At 47.1% G+C, this 13,151-nt stretch carries 15 protein-coding genes; 4 read left to right on the top strand and 11 right to left on the bottom strand.

Translation table 11 applies throughout. The annotated features are described in order from the left end of the window. Nucleotides 1-200: 200 nt before the first annotated feature. The 9 genes from malQ to DW677_RS08225 all read right to left on the bottom strand — a co-directional run bounded on the left by malQ (nucleotide 201) and on the right by DW677_RS08225 (nucleotide 8,635). On the bottom strand, nucleotides 201-1,700 hold the full coding sequence (gene malQ / locus DW677_RS08265) for a 4-alpha-glucanotransferase (protein WP_117485618.1): 1,500 nt from the start codon (nucleotides 1,698-1,700) through the stop codon (nucleotides 201-203). Nucleotides 1,701-1,891: 191 nt separating this feature from the next. Further along, a complete protein-coding gene (locus DW677_RS08260; RefSeq protein ID WP_117470500.1) occupies nucleotides 1,892-2,716 on the bottom strand; it encodes a hypothetical protein in 825 nt (274 codons plus the stop codon). 289 nt (nucleotides 2,717-3,005) lie between these two features. After that, nucleotides 3,006-3,692: a YjjG family noncanonical pyrimidine nucleotidase gene (locus DW677_RS08255; RefSeq protein WP_117485614.1), complete on the bottom strand. Its 687-nt coding sequence runs from the start codon at nucleotides 3,690-3,692 to the stop codon at nucleotides 3,006-3,008. Between the two features lie 148 nt (nucleotides 3,693-3,840). After that, entirely contained in the window at nucleotides 3,841-5,115 is a 1,275-nt protein-coding gene (locus tag DW677_RS08250; protein ID WP_181968326.1) for a dihydroorotase, read from the bottom strand. A 133-nt stretch (nucleotides 5,116-5,248) separates the two neighbouring features. Next, nucleotides 5,249-5,623 (bottom strand): VOC family protein, encoded by a 375-nt coding sequence (locus DW677_RS08245; RefSeq protein WP_117470498.1) that lies wholly within the window; start codon nucleotides 5,621-5,623, stop codon nucleotides 5,249-5,251. Nucleotides 5,624-5,656: 33 nt separating this feature from the next. Further along, nucleotides 5,657-6,880: a hypothetical protein gene (locus DW677_RS08240; protein ID WP_117470497.1), complete on the bottom strand. Its 1,224-nt coding sequence runs from the start codon at nucleotides 6,878-6,880 to the stop codon at nucleotides 5,657-5,659. A 13-nt stretch (nucleotides 6,881-6,893) separates the two neighbouring features. Then, entirely contained in the window at nucleotides 6,894-7,589 is a 696-nt protein-coding gene (locus tag DW677_RS08235; RefSeq protein ID WP_117470496.1) for an MBL fold metallo-hydrolase, read from the bottom strand. A gap of 3 nt (nucleotides 7,590-7,592) precedes the next feature. Beyond that, entirely contained in the window at nucleotides 7,593-7,982 is a 390-nt protein-coding gene (locus tag DW677_RS08230) for a zinc ribbon domain-containing protein (protein ID WP_117485612.1), read from the bottom strand. 23 nt (nucleotides 7,983-8,005) lie between these two features. Further along, nucleotides 8,006-8,635, bottom strand: a complete 630-nt coding sequence (locus DW677_RS08225; RefSeq protein ID WP_117470494.1) for a lactate utilization protein — start codon at nucleotides 8,633-8,635, stop codon at nucleotides 8,006-8,008. 305 nt (nucleotides 8,636-8,940) lie between these two features. Here DW677_RS08225 and DW677_RS08220 point away from each other — a divergent pair, with 305 nt between their 5' ends. From DW677_RS08220 to DW677_RS08205, 4 genes are all read left to right on the top strand, one after another. Then, entirely contained in the window at nucleotides 8,941-9,180 is a 240-nt protein-coding gene (locus tag DW677_RS08220) for a hypothetical protein (RefSeq protein ID WP_242992134.1), read from the top strand. Nucleotides 9,181-9,494: 314 nt separating this feature from the next. After that, nucleotides 9,495-9,887, top strand: a complete 393-nt coding sequence (locus DW677_RS08215; protein WP_117470492.1) for a thioesterase family protein — start codon at nucleotides 9,495-9,497, stop codon at nucleotides 9,885-9,887. 277 nt (nucleotides 9,888-10,164) lie between these two features. Further along, nucleotides 10,165-10,449: a helix-turn-helix transcriptional regulator gene (locus DW677_RS08210; RefSeq protein ID WP_015552232.1), complete on the top strand. Its 285-nt coding sequence runs from the start codon at nucleotides 10,165-10,167 to the stop codon at nucleotides 10,447-10,449. 18 nt (nucleotides 10,450-10,467) lie between these two features. Then, nucleotides 10,468-11,364: a DNA glycosylase gene (locus DW677_RS08205; RefSeq protein ID WP_117566877.1), complete on the top strand. Its 897-nt coding sequence runs from the start codon at nucleotides 10,468-10,470 to the stop codon at nucleotides 11,362-11,364. 148 nt (nucleotides 11,365-11,512) lie between these two features. On the opposite strand, the gene DW677_RS08200 is transcribed toward DW677_RS08205, so the two are convergent. Together DW677_RS08200 and DW677_RS18525 are read right to left on the bottom strand one after the other, a co-directional pair. After that, on the bottom strand, nucleotides 11,513-12,544 hold the full coding sequence (locus DW677_RS08200) for a 3-deoxy-7-phosphoheptulonate synthase (protein ID WP_015552230.1): 1,032 nt from the start codon (nucleotides 12,542-12,544) through the stop codon (nucleotides 11,513-11,515). 279 nt (nucleotides 12,545-12,823) lie between these two features. After that, nucleotides 12,824-13,151, bottom strand: a 328-nt coding sequence (locus DW677_RS18525; protein ID WP_207658982.1) for a hypothetical protein, incomplete at its 5' end; no start/stop codon positions are given.

Genomic DNA, 13,151 nt, shown 5'->3' with positions numbered 1-13,151 from the left:
GAATTAACTTAACAATATCACACTTCTGGTCTTGTGTCAATCGAATTTCCAAGAAACGGGCGGTCTGTTTTATCCTTACGAACCGCCCGTTTTTCCTTATTTCTCGGCACTGTGCCGCGTACCGCAAACATCTGTTTTTCTCGACAAAAATTGACTTTTCCCTTCGGTAATTCTACCGTGATTTTTGCATTTTTTTCGATCTAAAACCGTCCGAATGTATCGACCAGCCATGACAGATGGTTGATATGATCCTGCGTCAGCTCGCCCGGTTTCATTCTCCATCTCCAGTTGTTTCCCACCGTACCCGGCGTGTTCATTCTCGCCCAGCTATCGAGCTTTAAGACATCCTGCGCCTGGAAGATCACAACGCTGGCTACAGACGCGTAGGCGGTCTTTAAGACCTTGTCTACGACCTCATGCTGATGGGAGACACCCATGTAGTCTGCGATATACTGCAACTCCCACCACTGGCGCGCCTCCGGCTTAAAGTAGCCCACCAGGGTCTCGTTGTCATGGGTTCCGCCGTAAACGACGGAATTCGGGGAGTACATATGCGGCAGGTGCTCGTTGAAGCGGTCGCCGCTGAAGGCGAACTCGATGATCTTCATTCCCGGATATCCTGTCTCCTCAAGAAGCTCCTTGACCTCCGGAACAAAGATTCCAAGATCCTCCGCGATGATCTTCGTGTCACCGATGACCATGTTGATGGCATCTGTAAGCTTCTTTCCCGGTCCCTTTAACCACTCACCGGTCTTTCCGTCCTCAGAACCCGCCGGGATCGCGTAATACTGGGTCACACCGATAAAGTGGTCGATGCGGACCACGTCATACAGGCGGGCAGACGCTTTCATGCGCTCTTTCCACCATGCGAAATCAGTCTTCTCCTGAACATCCCATCGGTAAAGTGGATTGCCCCAGAGCTGTCCCGTCTCACTGAAGGCGTCCGGCGGAACTCCGGCAACCTTGAGTGGGGTCAGGTTCTCCTCATCCAAAAGGAATAACTCCGGATGGGTCCAGACGTCCGCACTGTCAAGCGCCACGTAGATCGGAATATCTCCGATGATGGAGATTCCCTGCTCGTTCGCATACGCGCGGAGCTTTCCCCACTGCTGGTAGAATTTATACTGTAAAAACTTCCAGAAGTCGATCTCGTCCTTCAATTCCTCTCGGTAGGACTCCACCGCTTCTTTCTTCCGGAACCGGATATCTTCCGGCCATGCCAGCCATTCTTTATTATCAAAATGGAACTTTAACGCCATGTAAAATGCGTAATCATTCAGCCAGAACCAGCTGTCCATACAGAACTTCTCGTAGCCCTGTTCCTCGCGGTACTCACTTCTCGCGTACGCCTTTTTCAACAGGGGAAACCGGTACCAGAACACCGCGTCGTACGCCACCTGGGTCGGATTATCCCCCCAGTAACAGGCGTTGATCTCGTCCTGTGTGAGAAGTCCCTCCTTCACCAGGGTATCCAGATCGATAAAGTACGGATTTCCCGCAAAAGCGGAAAATGACTGGTACGGGCTATCCCCGTAGCTTGTCGGTCCCACCGGCAGAACCTGCCAGTATTTCTGTCTTGCTTTCTTTAAGAAGTCCACGAAATCATAGGCCGCACTGCCAAATGTACCGATTCCGTATGGTGACGGCAGACTTGACACCGGCATCAGAATTCCGGCTCCGCGCTCCAGCATTGTCTTCATATTTGTATCCCCTTCTGTCCGGCAGATCCCCGCCTGTTTATCTTTTACCATTCAGCATTTTACCGTCCATAACGGCTCACAGCCCGGCACATATTATGCGCAGGGCTGTTGCTGATTTCTTCTGTATCGTCCACCTTCTACACTCCGCTGTTCATGCCATTGGCAGACAGCAACAGAAACTTTCTGGTGAATTAACGATTCTTCTTGATTCTCTCGTCGTTTTCAAGGACTTTCTTCGCGATCATGATAAAGTGGAGCTTGAAGTTATCCTCTGTATCGTTTACGTCAAGTCCGGTATTGATGCGGACCATATTTAAGCTTGTCTTTACATCATCCTCAGACATTCCGAGCTGTCTTGCAGTCTCAGCGATGTCCTCTTTGCATTTGTAGTATTTCGCGAGAACCCGCTTCTCAGTCTCACCGAGCTGTTTTAAAACGGTTCTGGTAAGGCGGTCACCGAAGTTTACAACCATCTGGTTGATGCTGCTGTAAATCTCCATACCCATGTATTCAAGGATCACACGGTCTTTCTTGAAGATCTCGCCGGCCTTTACCGCATCCTGGGCATTGATGTATGTATGCTTGATTCCCTTGATTCCGCTCTCGATCGTACCGATGCCGACGCGGATCTTTCTGTCAGAATTGATCTTTTCTACCTGCTCAAGGGCTGTCTCCTTGATCTGCGGGATCAGGTCACGCATTGCGGATTTGTCGTTCATGATCAGGATCACGCATACGCCGCTGTCACAGGTGATGATCTGCTTTCCGCCGATCTTCTTGTTGATATCGGAAAGCGCGATGATCGCGTTTGCAGCGTCTGTGAGTTTCTCGCGGTCTTCCGGTTTTACATTCATATCAGACGGATACTGGAAAGAGACCGCCATAAAGGTGTCCATATCCACGTCGAAACCAAGCTGTCTTCCAAACTGTTTTACAAGATCCTCGTCCTCGTAGTATCCGATTACGATGTCATTAAAATAAGCCGATAATGTGATATCTGTCGTGTTCTTGTTCATGAAATACACCCCTCATTTCTATATATTCGCCGCCGCTCTTTCTGTCCCTTCACCGGATCCATATGCGGCGGACAATGCTCTCCGGGAAAGCTTAATTATAAGAAAAATCTTCTTATTTGTCAAGATGTCTGACAATATTTCTCAGTATTGCTATGACTTTTTGCAATTTTGAAAGGTACCAGCAGTAAAACCAGCCTTCAAAATGATTTTCCATGGATTTTATCTCATTCCGGGTACTTTTAGTTTACATAACTTTTCAGAAAAATTGCCTGCTGCTGTCTTTCCGAAATTAACTCAGCATCTCACCTATCTTTTCCAACGTATCCGCCTCGTAATCCACATGCACCCCGGCTGTATTCTCCTGATGGTGCGGGTTGTACCACAGAGTATCGATCCCCACGTTGTTTCCGCCACGGATATCAGAAGTCAGGGAGTCGCCGATGATCAGCATGTTCTCCACGTCGTTTCTGCCCATCTTTTCAAAGCAGTAATCGAAGTACTCCTGCTGCGGTTTCTGGTATCCGGATTCCTCAGAAACGTAGATTCCCTTAAACAGCTTGTCCAGACCTGCTACCGCGAGGCGTTTATACTGGGTCTCAGCGACGCCGTTTGTAACGATATGAAGCTCATAGCGATTCTTTAAGCCATTAAGGAGGTCCATGACTCCGTCTAAAAGAAACGCACTCTCATTTAATGTCTGGCGGTACAATCCATCGACCTCAGCGCCATTTACCTTGATTCCGAAGTCACTGAAGAAATCCTCAAATCGCAGGCTTAACACCTGCTCTCTCGTAAGTTCCCCGCGCTCCAACTTCTGCCAGTAGCTTTTGTTCAGATGGTGGTACTTCTGCATGTTCTCCTCTGTAGCCGGTACGCCAAAGTGGGTGAGTACCCGCTCGATGCCGATCTTCTCCGCCTTGTCGAAATCCAGAAGTGTTCCATCCACATCAAAAAGAAGCACCTGGTATTTTTTCATAACTTGTTTGCTCCTGTTCTTTATTTCTCACAATTCTCAGCTTTGCCTCCTCCTGCATTGCTGAAAACCGCTGCACTCCCCGGATCCAGCTCCAACCGGACTCTCTGAGTCTTATCAGCCCGATGCCAGGGAGCTCTGCTGTATGTTCTTAATCCTTGTATACAATCTTTCCACCGCAGATCGTATACTTCACACGACCGAAAAGCTTTGTTCCGATAAACGGCGTGTTGTGGGACTTGGACGCGATCTCATCATCTGTAACGGTCCATTCCTCGTTCTCATTGAAGATCACGATATCCGCATCTTTGCCCTCCGCGAGATATCCCTTATCAAAATGGTATAATTTCGCCGGATTCACGCACATCTTCTCCACAAGCTGCATGGTAGTCAAGTGGCCTTTCTTCACAAGCTCTGTCACCGCAAGGCCGAGAGCAGTCTCAAGACCAATGATTCCACTCGGTGCTTTCCATACCGGAAGAACTGCCTTTTCCTCCGCGCTGTGCGGAGCGTGGTCGGTGGCGATCATATCGATGGAGCCTTCCTTGATTCCTTCAATAATTCTCTCGCGGTCCTTCGCGGTTCTAAGGGGCGGGTTCATCTTCGCCATTGCGCCATGTTCTAAAACAGCGGTCTCATCTAATGTGAAATGGTGAGGTGTGACCTCCGCTGTCACGTTTGCGCCAAGCTCTTTCGCAAACTTCACAGCCTTTACAGATGTGGCGGAGCTGATATGCTGGATATTGACTGACGCACCTGTGTGCAGTGCGATCATGCAGTCACGGGCCACGAGAGAATCCTCAGCAAGTGCCGGGGAACCTGTGATTCCAAGCTCTTTTGCGACTGCACCTGCGTTGATTCCGTTCTCGGAGATGAATGCCGGGTCTTCCTCATGGAAGCTCAGCGGTACATTTAACTCTTTCGCCTTCTTCATGGCCTCGTAGACGAGTTTCTCGTTCATCAGCGGGATTCCATCGTCCGTAAATCCAACAGCTCCTGCTGCCTTTAAGGCGTCCATATCCGTGAGCTCCTGCCCCTTCATTCCAACAGAAACGCATGCGGCCGGAAGAACATTGATGCCTGTCTTCTCTCCTTCTGCGATGATATATTTTACGGTCTCCACATTGTCTACCGGCGGTTTTGTATTTGCCATGGTGACAACCGTTGTGTATCCGCCCTTTTTCGCTGCGGCGGAGCCTGTCTGGATATCCTCTTTGTATGTAAGTCCCGGATCGCGGAAGTGAACATGGACGTCAATGAGGCCCGGCGCTACGACACAGCCGTCTGCGTCGATCACCTGCTCATAGCTTCCATCATCTTCCACTTTTCCGATGGTCTTTATCTTTCCGCCATCAATGACAACGTCCAGGATCCCGTCGGTATTGCTCTTTGCGTCTACTACTCGTCCGTTTTTAATCAGAATCATCTTAGCTCCTCCTGTTTTATCTGTTTCTATGTTTCCTATCTCTGACCGGCTGCTATTTTTCCAGTGAGAACAGTTTCCGTCATTTCTGCCTGATGTGTGAATTTTTCATATGTCTGGCTGTCGGACCTTTTCATTATTTTCTCGTCGGAACGATCTCCAGCCAGTAATTATCCGGATCTGTGATAAAATAGATCCCCATCTTCTCATTTTCAAAGCAGATGCATCCCATCTCTTTGTGCTTTGCGTGAGCCGCCTCGAAATCATCTACCCGGAATGCAAGATGGAACTCGTTGTCTCCAAGATCATAGTGATCTTTCTCCCAGTCCCTGAGCCATGTGAGCTCTAACTGGTGCGGTGTCACGCCGTCTCCGAGGTATACCAGGATAAAGCTCCCGTCCGCCGCTTCTTTTCTTCTTACTTCCTTTAATCCAAGAGCTTCCTCATAGAATTTTAAGGACTTGTCAAGATCTATGACATTAAAATTATTATGCGCAAATGTGAATTTCATGGTGTTCTCCTCTCAAATTATACTTGTTTCACATTACGGTATCGTAGACAAAAGAATCCCTGTATAATTATGTAAAATATCATCCGGCTGGATTGCGTCCGATACCATAGAAATTTCAAGCTTATACTCTGTTCCCTCTTCGCCAATCGAGCCATGTACCGGTACATACCGGTCAAAGCAGACATTTTGTTTTTTCTTTGTTGTGACGATTAACGAAACGTACTCTTCCGTTGTCAGAAGCTTGTAGTAAACATCTTCTTCCGGAAATGTATTTCTCGCCCGGTCGATCATATCTGCATAGTTGTAATCTTCTGATCCATCATCCGGACCGGACCTTTTTCCGTTGATCGCAGCCTGCAGTTTTTCTAAAACAGCTGCCGTCCTTGCCTCATTTTTCCTTTGTTCGATTTCTGACGCAATACTCACCTGCAGTGAAATGATCAGTACGATTCCTGTCATGCCAGCTATAGTCGTCAACCATACAGCGATTATCTTTGATTTCTTTTTCTTCTCGTCCTCTCTTGTAAGCCGGGTACAAGAAAATTCTTTTACAAAGGATGGCTGATTTTTATTTCCGTAAGCAATAATGGCATCTATCGTGTCATATCCCTCTTCAACACTGTACTTTCTCCAGACAGCATGCTCTGAATAAAACTTTTCCAGCCTATCGTAGAAACGCGGGAACCATCCCGTGTACCGCTTCCTTCGAATGAAAAATACGCTGATTCCGCCAATAAGAATCGTAAAATATCCGACTCCTATCACCCCGTAATAAAGGCCTTCTATTTTCGATACCTGTTTTTCCGGCAGTATGGCAAGGAAATGATACTCACCATCCGTTTCCTTCTCCCAGTATGTCTGAAGCCTGTTTCCGTAAGAATACTGTACCGGATCCATTCCAAGTTCGGCAAGTGTATACTGTACATGCTCACCTTTATTTGGATCTTTCAGACGCAATGACTGTCCATCTTCCTGTACAACTGCGATGACATTCTTTTTTCCTGTGAGTTTATAGCCCGTTATGCTCTGAAAAGGATCATACAGCCCAGCACCGAAAAACCATGTCAATGATAAGATCATATAAATAACGAATAGTGTTATGAGTTCTTTCCACACGTTATATTTCAATGACTTCTCTATCATTTCTTTTTCGTACTCAGGAATTCCAGGTAATGTAATGTACCAGGAAGCAAACCGTTCTCTTTTCGCTTCTTCATCCATCACTTTTCCGATATTCATTGAGGTCGCAAGCTGCATTTTATTCCCCCTCTCAGATTTCCCAGCCTTCTCCCTCTTCATGGATCTCAACGATCCTGTCACGGTATCCCGCCGAACACGGCATTTTTTTCAGCCGCTCCGCCACATCGTATTCCCCCCAGAAGTGCATCGGGAAAATATGTTTCACGTCGACTTCCTTCACGAAATCATCGATTCCCAAGTAAAAATATTCACCGAGTCTCGGATCCAGCGGTAAAAACGCAATATCCGCCTTCCTGCCATGCATCTTTGCGATCTCCTCCCGGTAAGCCTTCGTCATATTCTTATTCCACTGCGGATCTTCCCCATCCCAGTACCAGTGGTTTAAATCTCCGGCATGGTAGATCTCCAGGCCATCCACACTGCACCAGAACGCGACGCCCTCATCCGTGGACTTAAATCCCTCGACCTTCAGCGTTCCGTCATCCAGTATCTGCCCCGGATTTAAAAATTCTGTCTTTCCTTTACAAGATTCCGGAACCCGCTTACTCCAGATATCAAATGCCAGAATATAATGGATCTTCGGATGTTTCTCCTCCAGTTCAAAGATCACCTTTGAAAAATGATCCGGATGTCTGTGACTGGCGAACACATAGAGCGGTTTTTCCTCCGAAAACTCCGGCAGCTTCCCCTGGAAATAGTCAAACAGCAGGTACGCCGACTCCGTCTCCACGAGAAACGCGCTGTGATGAATGTATGTGATCTTCATGTCTTAAAACCTCTTTCCGCACTTCGGGCAGTATTCAAAGTTTTCCTTCGTCTCATAACCGCAGTTCGAACACCGCTTCAACGGCACGTCCCAGGCCGGATCGTCATGTCCCTCTGAGACGAGCGTCAGATCTTCCTCACGGATCGAAACATCCTCTCCTGCGGCGATCCGCTTTCCGACTTCCTCGTCCAGCTGGTAAATGGTCCCGCAGCAGCTTGTCTTCACATAATATTTCCGTCCCCATTTAAAGATCGGAATAAAGAAAAAGGACAGGCACATATAGGTCATAAACACCTGATACCGTCCATATCTCCCGCAGCGGCCACAGATCATCGCCGCCGCGTTATAAACCAGCTCTTTTGTCCCCTGAGTAATTCCGCCAATAAAAAACATTGGGTTCCTCCAGTAATCTTATTTTAATAGCCTAAATTTTCCCCAACGATTACAACCTTGATCCGTCCGTCATATCGGGATCTCCGTGTAACAACGATCGAACAGCACATACAGTCGGGGGACTGACAGTCCATGCAGACTCCCTTTACACCACATGGCGTTTTCCGGCCGGTAGCATCTGCAATGATCGGACAAGCCTGCGTCTGGATCCGGTCGATTCCATCCTCAATACTCCGCACCAGCTTATTCATTCCGACAACAATGATCACCTGTCTGGGTCCATGGATCAGACAGGCCACACGGTTTCCCGCACCGTCAATATTGACCAGTTCGCCTTTTACAGTGATCGCATTCGTTCCCATAAGGAAACAGTCCGCACTGCAGGAGCCGAGATATGAAGGATTTCCCATCGTCTCTTTATCTTTCATCGGATAATCCCGCATCTCATGTCCGGATTTCTCCAATTCAGCCAGAATCCCCAGCTCCCGGATCGATGCCGAGCCGCCCCAGCCGATGGAAGCACCGGGTTCGATCAGCGAGAGTACCGTTTCCACTGCCTCTTTCTTATCCCGGCAATAGATTCCCTCCATATTTCTTTTTTTCAAATTACAAATGACATTTTCTGCCATCCGTTTTTTTGCGTCCTCCAACATCGTATCTCTCCTTTACAACTGCCTGACCATCGTTTTCCCGATGCTTCGCATTCCAAATCGGTAAAATCCACCACTGTATTGTACGGAATTTTCAGTTCAGATAATTCCTATTCGTATACAGTAACCACTTTCTCAGTGCTAATTGTAGCATACTATTCCCATATCTTGCAATTCCTGCTCAAATATTTTATACTGGAATCCATCAGCATGTTACTGTTCGTGCCTTGCGCAAACAGTGGCATCGGCGTCCATCCGACCCGCTGCGTGACTACCTGAAACACAATTTTAGGAAAGAGGAAGATATTTTGAGTATAAATCCAATGATGTTTCTGCAGTTCAAAAACTCCTGGCAGACCTTTATCAGAAACCACCCGAAATTCCCGGCTTTCTGGCGTGCGGTCTACAAACATGGCATACAGGAAAACATGATCATCGAATTTAAGGTTATCGAACCGGATGGCAAAGAACTCGCCTCCAACATCCGTGTGACCAAATCCGATCTGGAGCTTTTTGAGAATCTGAAAAAAATGATCACAGACCAGTAAGTCTTTTTCTTGCAATTCGTGTACGAGTATTCTATACTTTATATGTCAGTGTCAGGCGGGAAAACGCCGCGCTGATCACACTTCCCCGGTTTAAATCCCGGATCTTTGCTGTCACTGTCAGGATCTCCGGTATTGTAAACTGTGGTATTCAGTAACTATTCAGTAGGTCTGCGCATTTACTTCGCTGACCGTAAGAAAACTTAGACTAGAAGGCAAAAATCCTATCGACACAGCCGATTTAGAATGGATTTTTGCGCGTAACTGTGAGGGTACTGAACAGTTACGGTATTCATTTAATCATGGAGGACAAACTTATGCTGGAAACTGGAATAAAAGGAAGACAGGAGGTTGTTGTCTCTGACGCAAACTCCGCAAAAACAATGGGAAGCGGCACACTCGACGTGTTCGCGACACCGGCTATGACCGCTTTAATGGAAAAGACCGCCTGGATGAGCGTTGCTGATCAGCTCGACGAGGGCTGCGGTACTGTGGGTACACTCTTAAACGTAACACACGACGCACCGACACCGCTTGGAATGACCGTATGGTGCGAGACTGAACTTGTCGAGGTAGACGGACGTCGTCTCGTATTCGATGTTGCCGCTTACGACGCCAAAGGAAAGATCGGCGGAGGCCGCCACGAGCGCTTTATTATCCAGAACGAAAAGTTCCAGGCGAAAGCGAACAAGAAGGCACTTGCTGAATAATTTTTTGTCTCCCGCCATCTCTAAATTTGGCGGGAGACAACTTTCTTTTTTATTTCATAAATATTCTTCTGATGTTCAATTCGTTTTAATCTGGTTCTTTTAATCTTTATCAAATCTTTTGATTCATGATTTATTAACCTTTTTTATTTCTAAATTACAATTCCATTGACTTATTGAGATATATCTCATATCATATAAGGAGACACACAAAACACCAAAGAAAGAATTATTGACCGCACTTTTGAGAAAAAGAAACTATATTCAGAGGAGGACATGCATGACACTTCAGGAATATAAAAAACAGAAAATGCAAAATCCAGATTTTTCCGCCGCATATGACGAGATTCAACCGGAAATGGATATCATCCGGGCAATTATCGATGCCAGAATCAGTCAGAACATGACGCAAAAAGAACTTTCCGAAAGAACAGGAATCAACCAGACTGAGATCAGCCGTCTGGAAAATGGAAGTCGAAATCCATCCATCAAACTGCTTCAGCGCCTTGCCGAAGGAATGGGAATGACTTTAAAAATTTCTTTTGTTCCTAGGCAGACCCGCTGACCAGCCAGGAGGTACTCTATGATTTCAAAAAACTTAAAGAACTTCAACCTCCGCCAGATCGCCGACTCCGGTCAGTGTTTCCGTATGATTCCCTGTGCCCCGAATGATCCGCAGACAGCTTACCGGGTCATCAGCAGCGGACATTTTCTTATTGTGGAGCAGAATAGGGATGAGGTGATTTTTCACTGTCCCGATGACGAGTCTGCATTCTGGAATCATTATTTTGATCTTGGGACGGATTATGGTGCTTATATCCGCACTGTTGACCCTGCGGATGAATATCTTTCAAAAGCGGCGGCTTTCGGCAGTGGAATACGGATCCTGAACCAGGATCTCTGGGAGATGATCATCACCTTTATTATCTCACAACAAAAGACAATTCCGGCGATCCGAGCGCTAGTGGAGGCGCTGAGTGAGAAATATGGAACGCGGCATGAGTTGTCTTCCGGATATTATTATGCGTTTCCAACTCCTGAAGAGTTAAACCACGCCTCCCTGGATGATCTCCTCGCCTTAAAGCTCGGTTACCGTGCCAAGTATATCAAGCGAACCTGCGAAGACGTCTGCTCCGGAAAGATGGATCTTGACCGTCTGCGGGGACTGAATTATTCCGACTCCATGGAAGCTCTTCTCTCCTGCTACGGCATAGGCGTCAAAGTTGCCAACTGCATCTGCCTCTTCGGTCTGCACCATATCGGTGCCTTCCCGGTGGACACCTGGATCAAAAAGATCCTGCTGCGGGAGTATGCCCCGAAAAGCCGCTGCACCAGTCATATTCCCGAATCACGGCTCTGCGAGGCGCTGATCGAAGAAAATTTCTCGAAATATCCGGGGTTCGCCGGTGTGCTGCAGCAGTATATCTTCTTTTATGAGAGAGAGTTCTCATCAAAAGCAGCCCAGACTGCTAACGTCTAGGACCTGCTGCCGGCAGCTTCTTCCAGATGCACGACTATAAAAAGCCACCGGAATGATAATTTTCACTTTCATCCCGATGGCTTAATATTTACTCTATTTCCCGTTCCCAGCACACATTTCATGTGCCGGCACCGACAATTTCTATCTCTTATTTGATCTCATCCGCAATATCATAGATCAGCTTCTCCGTATCATCCCATCCAAGACACGGATCCGTGATGGATTTTCCGTAAATATGCTCGCCAATCTTCTGGCTGCCCGGCTCTAAGTAGCTCTCGACCATAACGCCCTTGATGAAATTATGGATCTCCTCAGAGTGGCGGCGGCTGTGAAGAACTTCCTTCACGATACGGATCTGCTCCATGTAGCGCTTGTTGGAGTTAGAGTGGTTTGCGTCAACGATGCAGGCCGGATTCAACAGCTCTCTCTCCTGGTACAGGCTGTAGAGAAGCTCCAGATCCTCATAGTGGTAGTTCGGCAGACACTGACCATGCTTGCTGACTGCGCCTCTTAAGATCGTGTGCGCCAGCGGATTACCCTTTGTCTCAACTTCCCATGTACGGTAGATAAAATCATGACCATGCTGTGCAGCGTAAACGGCATTTAACATAACACCGAGGTCGCCGCTGGTCGGGTTCTTCATTCCAACCGGAACGTCCATACCGCTGGATACAAGGCGGTGCTGCTGGTTCTCAACAGAACGCGCACCGATCGCGACATAGGAAAGTACATCGGAAAGGTAGCTGTAATTTTCCGGATACAGCATCTCATCGGCTGTCGTGAATCCATAATCCTCGATCACGCGCATATGAAGCTTACGAATCGCTACAAGTCCTTCGTACATATTCGGCTTCTTCTCTGGATCCGGCTGATGAAGCATTCCCTTGTATCCGCCGCCTGTGGTACGCGGCTTATTTGTGTATACACGCGGTACGATAACCAGCTTATCCTTAACCTGCTCATTTACCTTGGCGAGACGGCTCATGTACTCACATACAGCGTCCTCGCGGTCCGCGGAGCACGGTCCAATGATCACGAGGAACTTTTTGCTCTTTCCCGTGATAACATCCGCAACCTCTTTATCTCTTGCCGCTTTTAACTCTACGCACTCCGGTGTCAGCGGAAATTCCGCCTTGATCTGCGCCGGTGTCGGAAGTAAACTTTTGTAATTGAATGACATAATTTTCTCCCCCAAAATATTATTTTCATGTAGATTCAGCCCTGCCTTTCTATATCGAATATGAACCGCGAACCAACTGTTCCAGACTGCATCATTCAATATCCAAATGCTGGCAAAACCAAATTATCACCTTTTAAGCACGTATTTTATTTTTAAGCACTTTATCGCTTTTAACTGCTGATGTGTCCATTTCTAAAAATGTCCCGCGCTGCACATATGTCAGTGCGGGACATTTATTATTATAGTACACTTTTTTTAGGACTTCAAGTACTTATGTCTCTATATTTCTTTTTTTCGATGCTCCTTCCTCAATCTGTTTGCGTCCCGCTTGCCCGCATATATTTTGCATACTTTTTCTGGTAAAACAAAAACCTCAGAGTCCTTATAAACAAAGGATTCTGAGGCTCTCATAAGAGAGGCGACAACCAGATTTGAACCTCCTGTCATCTCTCGAAACCCAGATAAAGAAAGGAGTTTACATGCCGATTGATGCTTGTGTTTGCGGGCGCAAACAGTGCGCAAACACATAAATCTCACCTTTTCTGGCTCTAAGTTCATTTTTTCTGATTTAACCTGTTGTGCTAGATAAAATAATATAAAGAAACTT

It is taken from the genome of Clostridium sp. AM25-23AC (assembly GCF_003435125.1).
Taxonomy (GTDB): Bacteria; Bacillota; Clostridia; order Lachnospirales; family Lachnospiraceae; genus Pilosibacter; species Pilosibacter fragilis.
This window is presented reverse-complemented; position numbering and strand designations above follow the sequence as displayed.

What these genes read in the sequence shown, in the direction of transcription:
- malQ (WP_117485618.1), bottom strand. Translation starts at nt 1,700, where the DNA reads ATGAAGACAATGCTGGAGCGCGGAGCCGGAATTCTGATGCCGGTGTCA.
- DW677_RS08260 (WP_117470500.1), bottom strand. Translation starts at nt 2,716, where the DNA reads ATGAACAAGAACACGACAGATATCACATTATCGGCTTATTTTAATGAC.
- DW677_RS08255 (WP_117485614.1), bottom strand. Translation starts at nt 3,692, where the DNA reads ATGAAAAAATACCAGGTGCTTCTTTTTGATGTGGATGGAACACTTCTG.
- DW677_RS08250 (WP_181968326.1), bottom strand. Translation starts at nt 5,115, where the DNA reads ATGATTCTGATTAAAAACGGACGAGTAGTAGACGCAAAGAGCAATACC.
- DW677_RS08245 (WP_117470498.1), bottom strand. Translation starts at nt 5,623, where the DNA reads ATGAAATTCACATTTGCGCATAATAATTTTAATGTCATAGATCTTGAC.
- DW677_RS08240 (WP_117470497.1), bottom strand. Translation starts at nt 6,880, where the DNA reads ATGCAGCTTGCGACCTCAATGAATATCGGAAAAGTGATGGATGAAGAA.
- DW677_RS08235 (WP_117470496.1), bottom strand. Translation starts at nt 7,589, where the DNA reads ATGAAGATCACATACATTCATCACAGCGCGTTTCTCGTGGAGACGGAG.
- DW677_RS08230 (WP_117485612.1), bottom strand. Translation starts at nt 7,982, where the DNA reads ATGTTTTTTATTGGCGGAATTACTCAGGGGACAAAAGAGCTGGTTTAT.
- DW677_RS08225 (WP_117470494.1), bottom strand. Translation starts at nt 8,635, where the DNA reads ATGTTGGAGGACGCAAAAAAACGGATGGCAGAAAATGTCATTTGTAAT.
- DW677_RS08215 (WP_117470492.1), top strand. Translation starts at nt 9,495, where the DNA reads ATGCTGGAAACTGGAATAAAAGGAAGACAGGAGGTTGTTGTCTCTGAC.
- DW677_RS08210 (WP_015552232.1), top strand. Translation starts at nt 10,165, where the DNA reads ATGACACTTCAGGAATATAAAAAACAGAAAATGCAAAATCCAGATTTT.
- DW677_RS08205 (WP_117566877.1), top strand. Translation starts at nt 10,468, where the DNA reads ATGATTTCAAAAAACTTAAAGAACTTCAACCTCCGCCAGATCGCCGAC.
- DW677_RS08200 (WP_015552230.1), bottom strand. Translation starts at nt 12,544, where the DNA reads ATGTCATTCAATTACAAAAGTTTACTTCCGACACCGGCGCAGATCAAG.